The 17,885-nt window shown below is 65.5% G+C and carries 16 protein-coding genes; 9 read left to right on the top strand and 7 right to left on the bottom strand.

The window, feature by feature from the left end; translation table 11 throughout:
• The first annotated feature begins 85 nt into the window (after positions 1–85).
• The 5 genes from RYH80_RS15630 (at position 86) to RYH80_RS15610 (ending at position 4,874) form a co-directional block, all read left to right on the top strand.
• Positions 86–1,390 (top strand): TasA family protein, encoded by a 1,305-nt coding sequence (locus RYH80_RS15630; protein ID WP_370904951.1) that lies wholly within the window; start codon positions 86–88, stop codon positions 1,388–1,390.
• A 48-nt stretch (positions 1,391–1,438) separates the two neighbouring features.
• Positions 1,439–2,380 (top strand): TasA family protein, encoded by a 942-nt coding sequence (locus RYH80_RS15625; protein ID WP_370904950.1) that lies wholly within the window; start codon positions 1,439–1,441, stop codon positions 2,378–2,380.
• Between the two features lie 54 nt (positions 2,381–2,434).
• Positions 2,435–2,956, top strand: coding sequence for a signal peptidase I (locus RYH80_RS15620; RefSeq protein ID WP_370904949.1), 522 nt, complete (start codon positions 2,435–2,437; stop codon positions 2,954–2,956).
• A 372-nt stretch (positions 2,957–3,328) separates the two neighbouring features.
• Positions 3,329–3,745 carry a hypothetical protein gene (locus tag RYH80_RS15615; RefSeq protein WP_370904948.1) on the top strand — a complete coding sequence of 139 codons (417 nt, stop codon included), beginning with the start codon at positions 3,329–3,331 and terminating at the stop codon, positions 3,743–3,745.
• 130 nt (positions 3,746–3,875) lie between these two features.
• On the top strand, positions 3,876–4,874 hold the full coding sequence (locus RYH80_RS15610) for a hypothetical protein (protein WP_370904947.1): 999 nt from the start codon (positions 3,876–3,878) through the stop codon (positions 4,872–4,874).
• Between the two features lie 52 nt (positions 4,875–4,926).
• On the opposite strand, the gene RYH80_RS15605 is transcribed toward RYH80_RS15610, so the two are convergent.
• Entirely contained in the window at positions 4,927–5,286 is a 360-nt protein-coding gene (locus tag RYH80_RS15605) for a DUF5658 family protein (protein WP_370904946.1), read from the bottom strand.
• A gap of 112 nt (positions 5,287–5,398) precedes the next feature.
• Positions 5,399–6,352 (bottom strand): DUF8108 domain-containing protein, encoded by a 954-nt coding sequence (locus tag RYH80_RS15600; RefSeq protein ID WP_370904945.1) that lies wholly within the window; start codon positions 6,350–6,352, stop codon positions 5,399–5,401.
• A gap of 209 nt (positions 6,353–6,561) precedes the next feature.
• On the opposite strand from RYH80_RS15600, the gene RYH80_RS15595 reads away from it, so the two are divergent.
• From RYH80_RS15595 to RYH80_RS15580, 4 genes are all read left to right on the top strand, one after another.
• A complete protein-coding gene (locus tag RYH80_RS15595) occupies positions 6,562–7,308 on the top strand; it encodes a hypothetical protein (protein ID WP_370904944.1) in 747 nt (248 codons plus the stop codon).
• A gap of 160 nt (positions 7,309–7,468) precedes the next feature.
• Positions 7,469–9,178, top strand: coding sequence for a spermidine synthase (locus RYH80_RS15590; RefSeq protein ID WP_370904943.1), 1,710 nt, complete (start codon positions 7,469–7,471; stop codon positions 9,176–9,178).
• A 73-nt stretch (positions 9,179–9,251) separates the two neighbouring features.
• Positions 9,252–9,809 (top strand): DUF2617 family protein, encoded by a 558-nt coding sequence (locus tag RYH80_RS15585; RefSeq protein WP_370904942.1) that lies wholly within the window; start codon positions 9,252–9,254, stop codon positions 9,807–9,809.
• Positions 9,810–9,985: 176 nt separating this feature from the next.
• Positions 9,986–12,133 (top strand): potassium channel family protein, encoded by a 2,148-nt coding sequence (locus RYH80_RS15580; RefSeq protein WP_370904941.1) that lies wholly within the window; start codon positions 9,986–9,988, stop codon positions 12,131–12,133.
• On the opposite strand, the gene RYH80_RS15575 is transcribed toward RYH80_RS15580, so the two are convergent.
• From RYH80_RS15575 to uvsE, 5 genes are all read right to left on the bottom strand, one after another.
• On the bottom strand, positions 12,114–12,485 hold the full coding sequence (locus RYH80_RS15575; RefSeq protein ID WP_370904940.1) for a hypothetical protein: 372 nt from the start codon (positions 12,483–12,485) through the stop codon (positions 12,114–12,116). The genes RYH80_RS15580 and RYH80_RS15575 overlap by 20 nt on opposite strands.
• 164 nt (positions 12,486–12,649) lie before the next feature.
• Positions 12,650–13,393 carry an SDR family NAD(P)-dependent oxidoreductase gene (locus tag RYH80_RS15570; RefSeq protein WP_370904939.1) on the bottom strand — a complete coding sequence of 248 codons (744 nt, stop codon included), beginning with the start codon at positions 13,391–13,393 and terminating at the stop codon, positions 12,650–12,652.
• 131 nt (positions 13,394–13,524) lie between these two features.
• Positions 13,525–14,799, bottom strand: a complete 1,275-nt coding sequence (locus tag RYH80_RS15565; RefSeq protein ID WP_370904938.1) for an outer membrane protein assembly factor BamB family protein — start codon at positions 14,797–14,799, stop codon at positions 13,525–13,527.
• A 142-nt stretch (positions 14,800–14,941) separates the two neighbouring features.
• Entirely contained in the window at positions 14,942–15,292 is a 351-nt protein-coding gene (locus tag RYH80_RS15560) for a DUF6684 family protein (RefSeq protein WP_370904937.1), read from the bottom strand.
• A 155-nt stretch (positions 15,293–15,447) separates the two neighbouring features.
• The gene (gene uvsE, locus RYH80_RS15555) at positions 15,448–16,434 is read right to left on the bottom strand and encodes a UV DNA damage repair endonuclease UvsE (RefSeq protein WP_370904936.1); all 987 of its coding nucleotides are present in this window, start codon (positions 16,432–16,434) and stop codon (positions 15,448–15,450) included.
• Positions 16,435–17,885 lie beyond the last annotated feature (1,451 nt).

Raw genomic sequence — 17,885 nt, 5'->3', positions numbered from 1 at the left:
GCCAGGTAACCCACGCCGGTGTCCCCGAGAGGGGCGACGGTTCGACTCCGTCGGTGGGACTCCCCGTCACGGGGATCGATCGACTATGTCCGACGACGACAGCGGTACGACGTTCGAGTTGACTCGCCGCCGCGTGCTCGGCGGTGCACTGACAGTCGGCGCCGCGTCCGCCGCCACCGGTGCGGGGACGTTCGCGCTGTTCAGCGACTCGGAGGAAAGTAATGGAAACAGTGTTCAAGCGGGTACTCTCGATCTCGCTGCTGGCGGCAATAATGGGACTAATACCACAACGCTAAGTGTTACTAAAGCGCGCCCTGGACAGTCAGGAACAGGTACAAGGACTCTTAAAAATGTTGGAAGCATTAATGGGTTCTTGAACCTTAACGTTAGATCAGTTTCGAGTGATGAAAATGGTCTAGCTGAGCCAGAAAAACAAGCTGGTGATTCATCAAAAGGTTCCGGGGAGCTTGGTGAGCATCTCAACCTCACGTTAGGCTTTGGTGGCGACGAGTTCGCAACCGGGTCTGCACCCGAGATGGAAAATGTTCAATTCAACCCAAATAAGTCCCTTCCCGGTAATAACTCAACGGAAGAGTTTGAGATCGGGTGGGAAATTGATGAAAACGCCGGGAACGAGGTTCAAACCGACAGTGTTTCCATCGATTTTACTTTTGAATTACTTCAGGAAGCCCAGGGCAAAGATGTCGTTCTAACGGCTGACACCGTCTACGGTGAGGGTGATGGATTTGCAAATCCCTGGGATACAACGTCCGACATCGCTCAGAGCGGTAGCGGCGCATGGGGGACTGTCGACCATTCCGAGGACAATGATAGTTACAAGCAGGGCTTCTACTTCGCCGGCGACTTCTCCTCAATCTCGACGCTTTCTGGCTATACAATTGGTGAGATCGGAGAGATTTCCTATTCGCTCTATGAGCCTACTTCACTCAACGGAAATGACATTTACCTCCTAATATACACCCGTCCGGAGAATGATGGGAACGATGGCGGTTGGTACGACAGCCGTTTGGTTGCGCTGCCGGCGGAGGCCAACGGCAGCGATGGCGCGAATTTCACCCCCGAGGAATGGAACAGGTTCAGTACTAGAGACAGCGCCTCGAACACCCTGGTCTTTGACGACAGCGGACACAAGGATGGCAATAGTGTCGGTGGTCCCGATCTCCCAACGCTCAACGAGCTTCAGAGCGACTCCATCAACTGGAACAACTACGATAGCAGCTTGTCGTCAACATTCAATTATCAAAACCAGGAGGTGATGGCACTTTCGCTTCAGACCAACAGCGGATCGCCCGAACTAGAGGCTTGGATTGACGATATCACCGTTGAACTCACAACAGGAGAGAAGCTAAATATTGATCTCGAACCTTAAAATATCAAATATGATATCCAGATTGATATAACTATATTCGGCCCACCCATGCTTCTCGCCAGTTCGATTCCGCCGGTGGGTCTTCCGGACGAAGCAGAAACAATGTCAGATGGTACCCATCCCGGACTCTCGCGACGGCGGCTACTGACGAGTATCGCCACTATCGGCAACTCGTTGAGCGCCGCCGGCGCGGGGACAGAGGCATTGTTTAATGACTCTGAAACTGTCGAGGTGACCATTGGGGCTGGGTCAGTCGAACTCTCGATTAATCGGGACTCCTCACCCACTGTCGAAGATGTCGCGGACGGCAATAAGGGCAGAGACTCACTCGAAGTCAAGAGTACTGGCAGGTTTCCTAGCAAACTTGGCAACCAAGTCAACGCCGTTTCCGTTACAGAGCCCAGCGGAGCGAACGGGGACTTTGGCGTAAAGAAGGTCAAGTTCGGCGTATGCGGTAGCGCGTTCGTCATTTTGAACTTAACGGCTGATTTCCCTCTCAACGTCGTCGGCGAGTCGAGTGAGGACTCTGCTGAGGGGCAGGTCACCGGAGCAGATCTAAAGAAGGGCATTAATCACAGAGGCGATCTCCGAATAGTTGCTTGGTTTAAACTGCTGAATAAAGTCTACCGACATGTTCAAAATGCCGGACGGACATATCACAACGGAAACAACTGTGCCGATGGAAAATCACCTGAGGGCAACATGGGTTCACCTCCACAGAGAGCGGCGAGTCTCCGAGGCGCACTCACTGTCGAATTCGGAGTCGGGCGAGCGGACAGCACCATCAGGTGGATCATCCAGCCCGGCACCGTCGGTGCTCTCGTTGACGACCCTTCGGACGGTACGGTGACCGACTACTCCGAGGTCAGCATTGGTGGCGAAGGTCAGACGGCGACCGACATGGTCGTTGACTGGCGAGTCCGTTCTGGCGGCAAACCCTTCGCCGGCCAGACAGCGACGATAGACTACGAGGTGATCATTCGCTCATGAGTCAGTACGTCAGTTATAGCAGAGGCGCAATGATTCCGGAGGTGAGCAGAACGGATGCGTGAGACACTACAGCGGGTCGGGTTTATTGCCCTCGTCCTGGCGATACTCCCCTTCATCGTCTACGCCGTCCCGCAAGTCGTCGGCGCGAGTCAGAGCTACGTCGTCCTCTCCGACAGTATGGCGCCGACGATCGACGCCGGGGACGTGGTGATCGTCGCCGACCGCCAGCCGTCCCAGATCGGCGAGGGTGACGTGATCACGTTCCGGTCTGGCGAGGCGGACGGCCGCCTCGTCACACATCGGGTGATCGAAGTCGTCGAGCGCGACGGGACGCGTGCGTTCCGGACAAAGGGAGACGCGAACGAAGACCCCGATCCGGAACTGGTAGAGCCGTCTGCGGTCGTCGGGGTCGTCTCCTTCCACATCCCGCTGATCGGGCGGGCAGTGACGTTCGCCGGGACGACTGCGGGGACGGTTGCGCTGGTGGTAGTCCCCGGATTACTACTGGTGGGGAGCGAGTTGTACGCTCTGCTACGCGACGCCGAGGAGGGGGCGTCGGGGGAGACCACAGAATGAGCCGTCCGACACCGTTGCGAGCACTCGCCGCACTCTCGGTCGTGGTCTGTGTCACGGTCGCCGCCGGAACGACCGGGACGACGTTCGCCGTGTTCGTCGACGGCGGGACCGCGACCGGGAGCGTCACGGCGGGGACGTGGGAGGTCGCCGGGAACGACGCTGGCAGTGCTGCGGGTAACGCGCCGGCGAGTGACCGAGCGAGCAGTGTTAAGTCGTCGGGCGGCGGAACGGACGGCGGACAGTCGTCGGAGAAACGGGGTGACGAGCGACGGGCATCTGGGAGCCCAGCGAGTGCAGCGGGGAACGCTCCGACCAGTGGGCTCGGCGGGAGTGGTGGGGGTTCGGAGAACGGGTCGGGTGACGAGAGCAACGGTGAGGCCGACAAAGACGACACTGATCCCGACGACCCAGGCGATGGAGGTGACACCGAAGAAGACGGAAACGGTGGCAGCGACGAGGGTAACGAGAACAGTGGTGGCGACGAAGGGGGCAGTGGCAGCGACGGAGACGGCGATGGAGACGGAGCCGGCACAGACGGTGGTGGTGAAGGCGACAGCGATGGAGACGACGACGGGGACGGAGCCGGCACAGACGGTGGTGGTGAAGGCGACAGCGATGGAGACGACGACGGGGACGGAGCCGGCACAGATGGTGGTGGTGGAGGCGACAGCGATGGAGACGACGACGGGGACGGAGCCGGCACAGATGGTGGTGGTGGAGGCGACAGTGACAGCGAGGGAGACGGAGCCGACGGAGACAACGAGAGTCGAGACCAGTGGGACGGTCTGAAACCAGACACAGGTGAACACACCCCTTCGACGAGCGTCTCGGCCGAGCGGGAGGTCACAGCTGCAGTGTCGCGGTCGGGGTGGATCGAGACCGGCAGCGGGTCCCACACGGCTGAGAGAGGTGATCTACGATGACCGATCGACTCGACGCGATCAGAGAGCAACTCCCCTCTCCGGGGCGCAGCCGGCGGCTGATCGTCATCGGTCTCGTCGCGCTGATCGCACTCGGTACCGGTGCCGGGTTCGTTCAACAGTTCGGGAGTTCGGACGCCGGCGGACCGGCGGCGACGCCGACGCCCACGCAGACGCCGTCCGCGACACCGGGTCAGACACCGACGGACACCTCGCCGACCGGGCAGAGCACAGACGGTGGCGCCGACGACGAGACCGGCACCGCGACGACACCGGGACCGAACACGCTGACTCCCGGAGGGGGCGATCCGGGAGACGACACCCCGTCGTCGACGCAGTCGACGGAACAGCCCTCGACGCCCACCCGGACACCGACACCCGGCGAGTCGAGTGACGACGAGGACGACAGTGACGACACGTTCTTCGAGGAGTCGAGCCCGGAGTTCGACCTCGATCTCGAACCCGACGAGTCGGGCGACGACGGAGACGAGAGCGACGACGGGGGTCTGTTCGGCGACCTCTTTGAAGCCGGTGACGAGGAGCGCGGCGACGGAAACGCCTCGACCGGCGTCGACCAACCGGTTCCCGGTGGGAACTGGACCGCGAGCGGTGTCATCGAGAACGACGGCGACGTGGCGGGGGAGTTGAACATCACCAACGTGAGCGTCGTGAGCTACGAGAACGGTCGAACGGAGCCGGAACGAGCCGTCGACGACACGGGTGGCGATCCCGGCCGTGGGGCCGGCGAGTTGGACGAGGCACTCCAGGTGAAGCTCCTCGTCGTGGAAGACGGCGAGCGCGAGCCGCTGTTCGACGACGACTCCGGGTACGTGCCGGTCGAGTCGCTCGAAGGGAGAGAGATCGACGTGACGGAACTCGGACCCGGAGAGGAGGCCGAACTCGTCGTGCAGTACCGACTCCCCGCCAGCGTCGGTAACGAGGTGCAGACCGACTCCGTCGTCGTCGACTTCGGGTTCACGCTCGTCGAGATCGCCTGACCGACCGAGCGTGAACGACCGAGTTCGCCGTCGGAGGGGATCACCGCGGGCGTCACCGGAGGAACAACCTGACGTTGAACGCGGTCGCGAAGGCGCCGAACAGCGACAGCGCGACCGGCGGGAGGTAGTAGACGAACCGGTCGTCGACGCGGTCACCGTACACCGACACGGCGATCGAGAGCAGGAACACCGCCAGTTTCAATCCCACCAGCCCGGCCCGTCCGTACGCGCCGACGACACTCCGGAGCAACACGTTCGCCTCGGTGACCCACGGGACGAACTGGAGCAGTGCGACGGTGGTGACGATGTCGCCGACGCCGTACGTCGCCGTCGGGATCAACCACAGTCGCGTGAACTCCTCCGGGTCGTTGTTCCGCAAGATGCGACGGTCCAAGAGATCGAGTGAGAGCATCGAGATTTCGGTGTCGAGGTGCGGACTTAGAACTACTGGCTTCGTTCTCGCACACTCCGTCGGTGTCACGGGGCTCCAGACCGACCGCGAGCGGGGTAGTCGCCGGTGCCGGCTACCGGAGTGCGTCGCGGCGTTCCGACTCCGTCAGCGACACTTCGCCGAGGTGTCTCGTACAGTGTTCACACTCGAAGCTCTCGCCGCCGTCGTCGTAGGTGCGGATCGGGACCCCGAACAGGAAGAGAGCGTCCCGCTGTCGGCGACGGATCACCGCGTCGGCCTCGCTGCCGCAGTTGGGGCACCACTGCTCGTCGTCGACCGGCTCTTGCCAAGTGAGTTTGTGGCGACCGAACGTGGCGTCGGCGTGCGCCTCCTCCTTCGACGTCTGGATCACGGCGGAGGCGGGGATCGGTGCCCGGTCGATCTCGTTGTCGAAGCCGCTCTCGGCGGCGGCGGTCGCCGAGAGGTACGGGCCGACGTGGACCGTGTTGTCGCGGCCGACGAAGAACACGGACGCCTCGGCGTCTCTCCCTTCGAGGTGGACCTCGTTGCCCCACCCGACCACGTACACCGTCGCGTCGTGGGCGAGGTCGCGCACCGTGAGTTCGTTGGTGGCGCCGAGGATTGCGACGCCGTCGCGCGGGTCTCGCACCTCCCGCGTGTGGTTCCAGCCGGAGAGTGTCACCTCGTACGACTGTGGCAGCTTCGTCGGCTGTGCGTCGCCGTCGTGGTACACCTGTTCGGCACCGCCGGCACGGAGGGCGTTCGCTCCGTCGTGGTGGACGAACACGTCTTCGACGCCACGCAACACCACGTCGTCGGCCACGTCCTCGACGTAGCCGTCCTCCTCGCCCGTGACGGCTCGGTCGACGGTCGGCGGTGTCACCCCCTCGCTCTCCGTCGGGACGTCGGTGAACACGTACTCGCCGTCCGCGACGTGGAGGTCGCCGCCGACGGCGTCCCCGTGGACGAACACGTCCTCCGTGTCGCCGAGGCCGACCGGTTCGGTGTCTCCGACGAGACGGGCGTCGCCGGTCACCTGTTCTGGTTTCGGGTCCCAGTCTGTCATCGTCGGAGCCGTGGCGGTGCCGGTACTTCAATGCCGGCGTAGTGTTCGGGGGTCTCGGCGCTCTGAGACGGTCGACGCTCGACTCCCGTCGGTCGCAGGCTGTGGACGGCCGTCGGAGGTCGTGACGCCGTCCGCTGGCGGTGTCAGAGCGTCACTCCTCGCGAGACACGGGGAAAGAGACTTACCAGCCACTACCCTCACCGACGAACATGCGCAGACGAGACGCCCTCCGAGGAACTGCCGGACTGCTCGCCGGAGCCGGACTCGCCGGCTGTCTCGGCGGGGACCCGGCGCCGCCGCCCCGCGAGTCGCGCGTGTTCGAGGACGTGTCGATCGCCGACGCCACCCTCCAGATCGAGTTGGTCTCCCAGCCGTTCGTCGAGTCGCGGAAGGACGTCGGTGCGAGCGGTGCTCTCGACTCGAAGCGCGGCGGATCGACCGTCGACCTCGGTGCCGCGCTCGGCGCACTGTCCCCGATCGGCGTCGCGAGCGCCCAGAAGGGTGGCGGTGGTCGGGGTGCGACCGGTCGCGGGGCCGGGGGATACAGGAGTGCGCCGACGGGCCGGCACGGCTGGGCAGTCTGGCACGGCAGCGACGACGACGACGAGTGGCGCGAGAACCACGCCCAAGAGATCGAGGAGTACCCCGCCGACGTGGACCGGATCGGCGTCGAGTACCTCGGCCGCGAGAGCGAGTACGAGGACGATCCGCCCGGGCCGGGGTACGTCCCCGAGGGGAAAGTGTGGGACGACCCCGAACCCGGGACCGAGCTGACGGCACGGCTCGCGGCCGTGTCGCCCACCGACGGGCCGGCCGAGGGCTGGTACCGCGTCGGCGTCCACCTCGTCCACGCCGAGGGGACCGCCGACTTCGGGTGGCAAGGTGCCGACCTCGAGGTCGACAACGAGGGATCGTGGATCGTCGACAAGGCCTGGCACGTGAAACCGCGGCTGTGAGTCGCCCGGTGCGCGAGACTCCACCGGACCGTCGACGACGTGTGCGGCGTCGGGTCCGCGGAACGTCGCCGGACTGTCCGCGACGTGCGCGCCGGCGGGTCCGCGTCGTCCTGGCTCCGACCACTGGCGGCGGATCGCGACGCGACACGACACCCGAGAGATGACAGCGAGTACCTTCGGCCTGCTGACTGACCGGCGAGTGAAGCTCGGCTTGACCTTCGTGGTGGCGTTCTGTTCCATCGCGTACGAGCTCGTCTACTCGGAGTTCCTCACCGTGTTCTACGGCGGGACCGTCCTCCGCTACTCCATCACCATCGGACTGTACATGTTCTCGCTGGGTGTCGGCGCGTTCCTCTCTCCGCAGTTGGGGGACACGGAGTCGAACTTCCTCCGGACGGAGGTGTACCTCGCCCTCGCCGGGCCGCTGGGTGCGGGGTTGATCGTCGGCGTCAACGCCTTCCCGGCGGTGACGTTCCCCGGGAAGTACGAACTCGGGTTAGCAGTCTCACACGTCCCGATCCTCGTCGTCGGACTGCTGTCCGGGTTCGAGATCCCGCTGTTGGAGGATCTCGTCGCGGACCGCGACGGCGGCGTGTTCGGTCGACTCGGGCATCTGCCGCGACGTGGGGCCGCGCGTGTCCTCGGCGTGTTGTTCGCCGTCGAACCGTCGGACAACGACGCGCTCTCGGAGGTGCTCGGCGTCGACTACCTCGGGAGTCTCGCCGGCACCGTCGTGTACGCGCTGGTGTTGTACCCCGACCACGGACTCGTCGTCAGCGTGCTCGCGTTGGGGTTGCTGAACGCGCTCGCGGCGCTGACGTTCGCCGCCTGGACGCTCTCGGACGTGACGCGCCTCTCGCGGCCGAGTGCCGGTCGCTGGCGCGTGCTGGTCGTCGTCGGGTTGCTCGTCAGCGGGAGCTACGCCGGCCTCGTCGCGAACGGGCAGACCGTCGACCGGTACGTCACCGGGTCGTACGTCGAAGACGAGATCACCAGCGAGTACCGCCCCGGAAACGTCGACGTGACGGTCCGCGAGTACCGTACGACGGCGTACCAGCGGATCACCGTCTACGACCGGAACGTGACGGCACACGAGGGCACCGAGCGGTGTCTCCGGCTCGACGGCGCGATCCAGTTGTGTGACAGCTGGGTCGACTCCTACCACGCCGGGTTGGTCGACGTGCCGGTGTCGGCCTACGAGAACCGGTCGTCGCTGGACGTGTTGCTCGTGGGCGGCGGCGACTACGTCGCGGTCGACCACCTCAGGCGCTACGACGCCGACGTGGACCAGGTGGACATCGACGGGGAGTTCCTGCAGTACGCCCGCGAGGACCCGTACGTCCGCCAGTTCAACGACGAGGCGTACCGGTACGACCGTCTGAACACGACCGTCGGCGACGCCGTGGAGTACCTCCGCGGAAGCGAGCGGCGGTACGACCTGATCCTGTTGGACCTGCCGGGTGCCCGCAGCGACGACGCGCTCGGACTGTACTCGACGGAGTTCTACCGGCTGCTCCGTGGACACCTCACCGAGCGGGGGTTGGTCGCGACGTGGACGTACTCGAAGTACGCTGACGCCGAGCACCACGCGGCGTACGTCAACACGGTGCATGCAGCCGGGTTCGACAGGTTCGCGCCGTACGACGTGTACGAGGACTTGGACGGTGACGGCGACGAGGAGCGCGGCGAGCGGTTCTACGTGCTCTCGGACGGCCCGACGCCCGCGTTCGACCTCGACCGGGCGGAGGGTGAGTACGTCCGGCGGCACGCGGACCGAATCGGGCCGGTGGAGTGGCGGCGACTCCCGCGGTACCGAGGTGTCGAGCCGAACAGTGTCTTCGACCCGAACTACGACATCGTGATCGAGTAGTGATCCGGAACACACGAGGTGTGGGTGACACGCACGCCGGGTGGCGACTGCCGTCCGAGACGAGAGGTGGCCGATGAGCGACGAGACCCCGACGGGGACGCCGATCCCGGCGGAGAACTCGGCCCCGGCGGGGACACCGACCCCGACTGAGACGCTCACGTTCGTCCACGCGAGCGAGCCGCCGACGACGGACGTGACCGTCTACGATGCCTGTGAGCGATCGGTGTTGGGAGTGCCGTTCACCTTCCGCGTGATCGGGAACTCGCACGCCGTCGCCGCGCCCGCACTGGACTTCTACGAACTCTCCTCGTGTGCCCCGGTCGACCGCGACGGCACGCCGGTCACCCTCGATCCGGCGGGCGAGACGCGTCGCCTGGTCCACGAGACCGACCGGCTCCGGGCGGAGACGGTGGTCGAGCGGCGGCCGCTGGCCGCGTTCCCCGACGAGGAGTCGTTCGACCTCTGTCACCGGTTCGAGCCCGAGGCGGTGACGACGGTCGACGTGGGCGAGCGGCGCTTCGAGACCTACCACACGTACCCCGAGTACGACCTGACGGTGTTCAGTCGGACCTCGTTGCGGCTGCTGTCGGACACCGAGAGTGACGTCGACGGGGCAGCTACTCACCCCTGAAGGGCGGGCTTGTCGGCGGACTCCCCCGATTCCGATCACCGGGCCTCGGTGGATGACTCTGGGTCGCCGGAGTGTCGATAGATCGCTCCCGAGCAGTACCGAGACCACGTGACCGGAGCGTATCACTCCGGACACACCGGGTGGCCTTTTTCAATCCCGGGTCCGTCGTGGCACGTATGTCCGACCAGAGCCAGTCGGCCGCCGCCGGCGACGGGCCGGTCGCCGGGGTCGACACGGCGGTCCTCCACATGTCGCCTGCGGAACGGGCAGAGCGGGGTGTCGACGACGAGACCGTCCGCGAGGCGTTCCTCGCCGTCGCACGCCACGGCGACGCCGCGGACAAGGACCTCCGTGGTGTCACCCTCCCGGCGCTGTCGGTCGATCGCCTCCAGATCGACCCGGACGACAGACACCCGCTGGACCTCCGCGAGGCGACCGTCGAGGCGTTCTCCGCCGAGGAGGCGTTACTAGGAGTCCCGATCCGTCTCGACGACGCGACCGTCGGCGAACTCTCCTTTGACGAGGCGACGCTCCACGAGGACGTCCGGGCGTCGAACGCGACGTTCGAGGGCCCCGTGTCGACGTTCGAGACGCGGTTCGAGGACGAGGTGGCGTTCGAGGCGGCGACGTTCGAGGGCCCAGTCGACCTGGACGAGGGGGAGTTCCGGCGCGACGTGACGGTCGACCGGGCCACGTTCCACGACGACTGTACGGCGCGTGCCGCCGAGTTCTACGGCGACTCGAACCTGCTGGACGACAACACTAGTTTCACCGGCGCCCGGTTCGTCGGCGAGGCGAACTTCCGACAGACGACGTTCGGCTACGTCCACTTCGAGGAGTGTGTCTTCGAAGAGCGGGCACGCTTCGAGGAGGCGCTGTTCGACGGCGACGCCGAGTTCACCGACGCCGAGTTCGCCGCGGCTGCCGACTTCGACGAGATCACCGTCGAAGAAGACGCCGCCTTCGACGCCGTCGCGTTCGACGGGCCGACACACTTCCGCGGGGCGACGTTCACAGGCGGCCAGCGCACGCTCGAGGACGACACCACGTTCGCGGAGACGACGTTCGCCGACGAGGCGCTGTTCGAGGCGGCACGGTTCCGCTTCGCGACGTTCGCCGACGCACACTTCGAGAGTCGTGTCGACTTCACGGACGCCGCCTTCGACGACGACGCACGGTTCGACCGCGCCCGGTTCGGCGGGCCGGCCGTGTTCGAGGAGGTTCGGTTCCGTGGCGACGGCCGGTTCGCCGACGCCGTCTTCGAGCGCGAGGCCGCGTTCCACGGGACGGAGTTCGCCGGCGGTGCGAACCGGGTCGAGGCCGACGCGGGGTTCGCGGGAGTGCGGTTCGAGACGGACGCACACTTCCAGTCGGTGACCGCGCGGACGGCCGACTTCTCCGACGCCGCGTTCGGTGGCGAGATCGACTTCACCGAGGCCGAGTTCACCGACAACGTCGCGTTCGCGCCACACGGGATCGACACGGACGCGTACGTCGACTTCACGCGAGCGAAGCTCCGCAGCGGCCACGTCCACCAGCCACCCGACGAGTGGGTGCGGTACGACCTCACGCGGGCGAGTCTCGGCGACGTGCGACTCGTCGCCGACAGCGCGGACGACGAGCGCGAGCTACTCGACTACTTCCGGTTCTGTCGGACGGAGTTCACCGAGTTCGACGGCCACGACTTCGACTTCGGCGCCCACCGGGCGTACCTGGAACGTAACGACTGGTCGATCCACGAGTTCGACGAACCACCCGCGGCCGACCCGGAGTACAGCGTCGCGATGACACCCGAGACCGTCGCGACGACGTACCTGAAGGCCAAACAGGCCGCTCGCGAGGACGGGGAGACGAAGATCGCCGGCGAGTTCCGCGTGAAACGCCAACGGTTCACGCGACGCGAGAACGTGTCGGTCGTCACCGACGAAGAGACCGACGTGGTGACTCGTGTCAAGAACCTCGGTCGTGCGGCGGAGAACTACCTGTTGGGGATCTCCTGTGGCCACGGGATGCGGCCACTCCGGATCGGTGCCGCGTTCCTCGTCTCGCCGTTGCTGTTCGTCCCGTTGTACGCCTTCGGCGGCCCGACGTTCGCGACGACTGTCGGACAACTCTCCTCGCTCGGTGCGTTGGCGACCGAGAGCGGGCGGGCGACGTTCTTCGAGTTGGTGCACTTCAGCTACGTCTCCTATACCACCATCGGCTACGGGAACAACGCGCCCGCCGGTGCGATGGCGCGGGTGCTCGCGACGCTGGAGGCGTACCTCAGCGTCGTCCTCTCGGCGTTGTTCGTCTACGCGCTGGTCAAGCGGTCCGAGTTGTGAGCCGAGCCGGTAGACTCGTCGCGCTTACCGCCGAAGCAGTCGTTTGCCGCTCGCTACGTCTCAGTCGCTCGTCTCTCCGGCTTCTCGGGTGAGGTGTCTCGTCGGACCACGCGGCGACGACGACGGTCGCCGTCGAGAGGGCACCGAGCGCGTCGACGCAGCGGTCGGTGACGGTGTCGACGAAGTAGAACTGGAGCGTCCAGTCGTACCAGAAGGTCTCGAACAGGAACTCGGACACCTCGAACCACGCACCGACGGCGTCGACGGTGAGGGCAGTCTTCCGTGTACGACCGACACGTGCGGCCGCGAGCGTGGCGACACCGAACGCGACGAACTCGTGACCGACGAACACGGTCGGTGTCGGTGTGGCTCTGTCCAGTCGGGTTCGGACCGATCGTCGGAATCGAACGTCTCTGCCACGCGAGACGGACGGACGAGTCCCGAGAGCGCGAGTGAATCGGCGTGTGTCCCGACTCGAGATCACGTTCGAGGTCCATCGTCGTTCGAGACGGCCGATCAGTTCGCCTCCTGTAGCCGACCACCGTCGACGGCGACGTTCTGCCCGGAGATGTACGACGCAGCCGCCGAGCAGAAGAACAGGATCGGGGCCGCCACGTCGTCGAACGACGCCGGTCGGCCACGCGGGTAGTCCACGTCGTCGACGACCGTGTTCTCGACGGCGAACGGCGAGACGGCGTTGACGGTGATCCCGGCCGTCTGCGTGTCGTACGCGAGCGTTCGTGTGAACAGCAGAACTGTCTTCTTCGCGGCGAAGTACGGGAAGTTCTCCGGGACTGCTCGATCGTCGCGTGCGTCCGCGACACCGAAGTTGACGATCCGTCCCCACTCGGCGTCGCGCATCGCTGGAAGCACACGGTGTGAACAGAGGTAGGTGCCGTACAGACAACCCGCGACCGTCGTCTGCCACTGGTCGTACGAGAGTTCGTCCCAGCGGCCCCCGGGAAGTGGGCCGACGGCGTTGACCAACACGTCGACGGTCCCCAGCGCCGACTCGCACTCGCCGACGAACGCGTCGACGGCGTCTGGCTCTGTCACGTCACCGCGAACGACCGTCGCGTCGACGCCCCGTTCGCGGGCGTCTGCCGCCGTCTCCGACGCTGTCGTCGAACTAGATCGGTGGTGTACCGCCACGTCTGCACCTGCATCGGCCAGTCGCAACAGTATCTCTCGTCCGACACGGTCCGCGGAACCGGTTACGAGTGCCGTCCGCCCGGTGAGGTCTGGGTCGAGTGACTCCATCGTGTGTGCACGGGGCGGGGTGAGTATCAACCTGTGGCCGTCCGTCCAGTCGCGGTCGAGGGTCGACTGCGAGTCCCAGCCGTCCGACGTGCCAGGGGTCGACCGACGAGACAGCGTCGTTCACCGGCACCTCACTCCCAGTCGTGTAACGTGATCTGCCCGTGGGAGGGGACGAACAGTCGACCGTCGGCCGGGACGACCGGGAACTGGCGGGTGACGTTCCCCACCGGGAGCGGTGCCGTGTGTTCCACCGTCCCGGTCTCGCGGTCGAGCAGGTGCAGTCCACCCGACCCGGCGACGGCCACGTACTCGTGGCCGACGATGGGCGAGAACGAGGCGCCGTCGACTTCCGTCTCCCACCGAGTGTCACCGTGCTCGTCGATCCGACGGACGACCCCCGACGGGAGGCGGCGTTCGATCGCGACGGCACCGTCGTCGACCAGTGTCGGCGGGGGGAGTGGCGACCGGCGACCCGGTCGGAGGAACAGGACACTCGTCACGGTCTCCCCGTCGGTTTCGTCGAGGAGCCAGACACTGTCGGACTCCGTCGTGACCCCCACTCTGCCGTTCGACACGACCGCCGGTCGGTCGACCGGGCCGACATTGGTTCGGCGCCAGACGGTCTCGCCCGTGGCGGGGTCGAGTGCTGCGACGCCCGGACTCGGGTCGGTCCCGCGGTCCTCGAGGCTCGCGATCACGTGGTCGGCGCTCGCCGCGACGGCCGCCACGTGGCCGAAGTCGGTCCGCTGCCAGAGTGTCTCACCGGTACGCGCGTCGACGGCGACGAGTCCGTCACCCGGGACGAACAGCCGCCCGTCGACGACTGCCGGTGACCGGGGGAAGTGGAGCCCACCCGAGACATCGTGTCGCCAGCGTCGGTTCCCCGTCTCGAAGTCGAGCGCGTGCAGACGGTGGGTGCTCGACGCGAGTACCGTCCCACAGTGGACGACGGGTGTCGTGTTGAAGCGATTCGGGCCGCCCGGTCGGTACTCCCAGACGACGTTGCCCGTCTGGAGGTCCGTAGCGACGACGCCGTCGTTCACTCCGACGACAGCCGTCGAGTCGACGACTGCCGGTGGGCACTTCGGACCGCCGTCGACCGCGACCGCGCCGACACGGTCGAGCGACGGGAGACGTTCACGGGTCGGTGACTGGGTGGACCGAGTCGTGTCGGACGCCGATGTGGATGTCGAGCTGTCGGACGACGGACTCGGAGCGGGGTCGATACGCGCGGGTGTCACCCTCGATACACGGAGGTTCCGATCCGAGCTGCCGCGGTACTGGGACCATGCGGTCGGGTCGTCCGAGCACCGCGACTCGAATCGAGGATCACTGGTGACACAACCACCGAGGATCGAGGCCACTGCTGCGAGTGTCGTGCGCCGTGTGAGTACTCGTGAGGGCATACGTCGGGGAGTTCCTCGCAGTGACGTAGCGCTCCGTTTCTCTACCCGATGTCAAGAATTTTGTGTTGTCTGACGGCGACTTACTTTCCGAGTGATCGGAGCGACGCCGGTCTACCGATCGAGAGGAGGCGATCCGTCCCACTCACTCCCGCTCCGAGTCGTCGTACGTCTGGGCGGCGCTCCCCTCCAGTTGGCCGTCTGCGCGTCGGATCACCCACCCGGCGACGACGCTGACGAGGACGACACCACCGATCAACGCGCCGTGAAACAGTGCCAGTCGCTCACCACCACCGCCGATCGGTCCGAACAGGCTCGCGGCAGAGAGAAAGACGACGATGATGACGATCGGGACGGCGTTGACGGACAGATCCGAGAGCAACTCGGTGTCGAAGACGCTCCCGGCCTCACCGGACTCGGTTGCGGTGGGGTCGGTAGAGTCCGTTCCGGCGGGCGAGTCTGACCGATCCGTGTCCCGAGCCGAGTCTCGTGCCATCGTAGCGAGTGTGTCGGGTTCGTGCGTCGAACGGGTCAACCTCACGCTCTTCCGTCGGAACGCTCAGCTCCTCCCCACCGGGACGTTCACGACCTTCCCGTCGGAACGCTCTGTTCCTCCCCACGGGGACGTTCACGACCTCCCCGTCGGAACGCTCACGCGCTACCGTCGGGAGGTGCGTCGTGTTCGAGGTTCTCGGCCGGACATCCCGTCTCGTGGTCGTCGGCTGGACCTCCTGTCTCGTGGTCGAGCGTGTGGTACAACACGGCTCGTTCCTTCGCGTGCGCTTCCAGCATCACGTCTGCGTCACTGGCCCGGAGCCACGCCGGAATTTCGGCGACGTAGTCGGCGTGGCTCTGAGGACTCGTCGTCGTGTCGCCCGTGTGTAGTCGTTCGGCCTCCGAGAGGTGGACCACTGGTGGTCCGTCCCACGTCTCGCGGGCGAGATCGTACGCCTCGCGGTAGCTGTACCCGCGATCGGTGAACGAGTGGTGGTGGTAGTCGAGCGTCACCGGCACACCACACTCCTCCGCGACCCCACGGACCAGTTCGTCCGCGCTGTAGAGTGCCTCCTCGTCGTCGTTCTCGACGGTCAGTCGGTCGGCCGCGGCCGCCGGGAGGTCGTCGACACGCGCGCAGAATCTTGTGAGTGTCGCCTCCCGGTCTCCGTACGTCGCGCCGACGTGGACGACGATGCCGTAGTACGGCCGCCGCGGGAGTCCCATCAGGTCGAGCCACCGGCCGTGGTTCGCGAGGTCGCGAGCGGACCGTTCGGCAGTGTCGGTCGACGTACTCGCGAGCTTGCAGTAGTAGTTCGGGTGGAACGTGAGACGGACACCGTTCGTCTCGACGAACTCGCCGATCCGCTCCGCGAGGCGTCGGATCTCGTCGAACCGCGGGAGCCGTTCGATCTCGTACCGGAGGTTCCACGGGATCAGTTTCGAGGTACACCGGTAGAAGAAGATCCCGTGACGGACGTTCCACTGCAGTGTCGTCAGGAGATCCGAGAGGTTCTGGACCGCCAACTCCGCGACGTACTCCAAACCGCGGTCCTCGAACGTCGCTTCGCGCATACTGCGATTGCACCGGACTGGCGGTGTCTCTTCTCTGAGCGTCCGGTTCATCGCAGCGTAGCCGAGCACAGGTACTGCTGGTGTCGGATCGGTATGTGTGTTTCCTCCGAGTGTGTCGCGAACACCGCTGCGAGCCTCGGGATCGGTAGCTGTCGTCGGGGGCTCGTCGAGACGAGAGGTCGTCGAAGCGTGAGACTCTCCAGACTCGTGATCGGTTGACCCCACACCCCGTTGTCGAAGTGTAATCGGCTGGTGGCGATTCGCGTTCTCCAGGGAGTACGGTTCTGTCGGTTCGAAGTGAAGGAGACGGGGCCGTCGAGAGGAACGATTCATCCCGCGAAGGGTGGTGGTGGACCTCCCAGCCACTCCGACACCTCCGGCACGACTCACGGCGGCGGGTGACCTCTCCCCCCCCGTTATCGATGTGTAAACGGCCAGAGGGTGGGGGAGGGGCCCCCGGGGGTGTGTCGGTGTGTTCGGGTTCAGCGCACTCTTTCCGGACTCGAGGTGGCTGTAAGTAATCGCGGCCCCGTCTTTCGGCTCTGACCACCGCATTCAAACGGTGGTTTTATGTCCTAATACGACTAACAGCACGCCAAGTGCAATGTGTCGTGCCAGCGGCGCACGCCAGCGCCGCTGGCGAGCCCACCGCTCGGTGGATACTAGAGCTGTCGGCGACGGTTCTCACGGTTGTACTCGAATTAGTAATCTCCGAGGAGAGTACGCGCACCGGACTCGTTGGCGGCACGCTTCCATCCGAGTAGCGTTCGTGCCGTCGTCTCCTGCTCGGTCTCTCCCGTCCGAGGCGCCGATCTCACCTGCAGCGACCCACTCGACTGCACCCCCCACACCGTCTGGCCGTTTACACTTCGATAACGGGGGGTGGGTGTTCGGGACCGACCCGTCGCGAGTCGGTGGTGCGGGACCGGTTGCCCCTCGACTCGTCCGTTCGGGCTATCCCGCCGGCCGGAGTACCGGGGCACCGGGGACCCGGGGTACCCTCTCTGGCGTTTACACATCGATAACGGGGGGAGGGAGTCGTGCCCGACCGACACGGCGAGTTCCATCTACATGACGGTCCCACGTCCGTCGTCGTGAGGTTCTCTACTCGGACAGGCTTTCGGACGGTTGTTCCTCGGTCGAACGACTTTCCCAGATGGACGACCCTCTGTGCGGACAACTCTCTGGGTGGACAACTCTCTGGGCAGACCACCTCTCTGGGTGGACAACTCTCTGGGCAGACCACTTCTCGGTCGAGGCACTCACCTCACGAGCAGTCGACTCTCGCCGGTAGTGTCGGAATCTGTCCGCGACTTACACATCGAAAACGGGGGGTGATTGGCAGTCGACGTGTACACCGCTCGTGCTCGGTCGGTGATAGACGACCCACGGACTCCGAACACCGACCGTTTACACATCGACAACGGGGGGTGTGAGGCCTGACACCCGTGACTCCGTCCTAGTCGGTGAACGGGCAACCGATTACCGGCCGCTCTCGCTGGCAGCTCGACATCTTCCCA

The sequence above is a fragment of the Halobaculum sp. MBLA0147 genome, assembly GCF_041361345.1.
GTDB lineage: Archaea > Halobacteriota > Halobacteria > Halobacteriales > Haloferacaceae > JAHENP01.
Note: the sequence above shows the minus strand (reverse complement) of the source record. Positions and strands in the feature narration are given on the sequence as shown.

Coding starts and splice junctions, on each gene's coding strand:
- RYH80_RS15630 (WP_370904951.1), top strand. CDS start 86: ATGTCCGACGACGACAGCGGTACGACGTTCGAGTTGACTCGCCGCCGC.
- RYH80_RS15625 (WP_370904950.1), top strand. CDS start 1,439: ATGCTTCTCGCCAGTTCGATTCCGCCGGTGGGTCTTCCGGACGAAGCA.
- RYH80_RS15620 (WP_370904949.1), top strand. CDS start 2,435: ATGCGTGAGACACTACAGCGGGTCGGGTTTATTGCCCTCGTCCTGGCG.
- RYH80_RS15610 (WP_370904947.1), top strand. CDS start 3,876: ATGACCGATCGACTCGACGCGATCAGAGAGCAACTCCCCTCTCCGGGG.
- RYH80_RS15605 (WP_370904946.1), bottom strand. CDS start 5,286: ATGCTCTCACTCGATCTCTTGGACCGTCGCATCTTGCGGAACAACGAC.
- RYH80_RS15600 (WP_370904945.1), bottom strand. CDS start 6,352: ATGACAGACTGGGACCCGAAACCAGAACAGGTGACCGGCGACGCCCGT.
- RYH80_RS15595 (WP_370904944.1), top strand. CDS start 6,562: ATGCGCAGACGAGACGCCCTCCGAGGAACTGCCGGACTGCTCGCCGGA.
- RYH80_RS15590 (WP_370904943.1), top strand. CDS start 7,469: ATGACAGCGAGTACCTTCGGCCTGCTGACTGACCGGCGAGTGAAGCTC.
- RYH80_RS15585 (WP_370904942.1), top strand. CDS start 9,252: ATGAGCGACGAGACCCCGACGGGGACGCCGATCCCGGCGGAGAACTCG.
- RYH80_RS15580 (WP_370904941.1), top strand. CDS start 9,986: ATGTCCGACCAGAGCCAGTCGGCCGCCGCCGGCGACGGGCCGGTCGCC.
- RYH80_RS15570 (WP_370904939.1), bottom strand. CDS start 13,393: ATGGAGTCACTCGACCCAGACCTCACCGGGCGGACGGCACTCGTAACC.
- RYH80_RS15565 (WP_370904938.1), bottom strand. CDS start 14,799: ATGCCCTCACGAGTACTCACACGGCGCACGACACTCGCAGCAGTGGCC.
- RYH80_RS15560 (WP_370904937.1), bottom strand. CDS start 15,292: ATGGCACGAGACTCGGCTCGGGACACGGATCGGTCAGACTCGCCCGCC.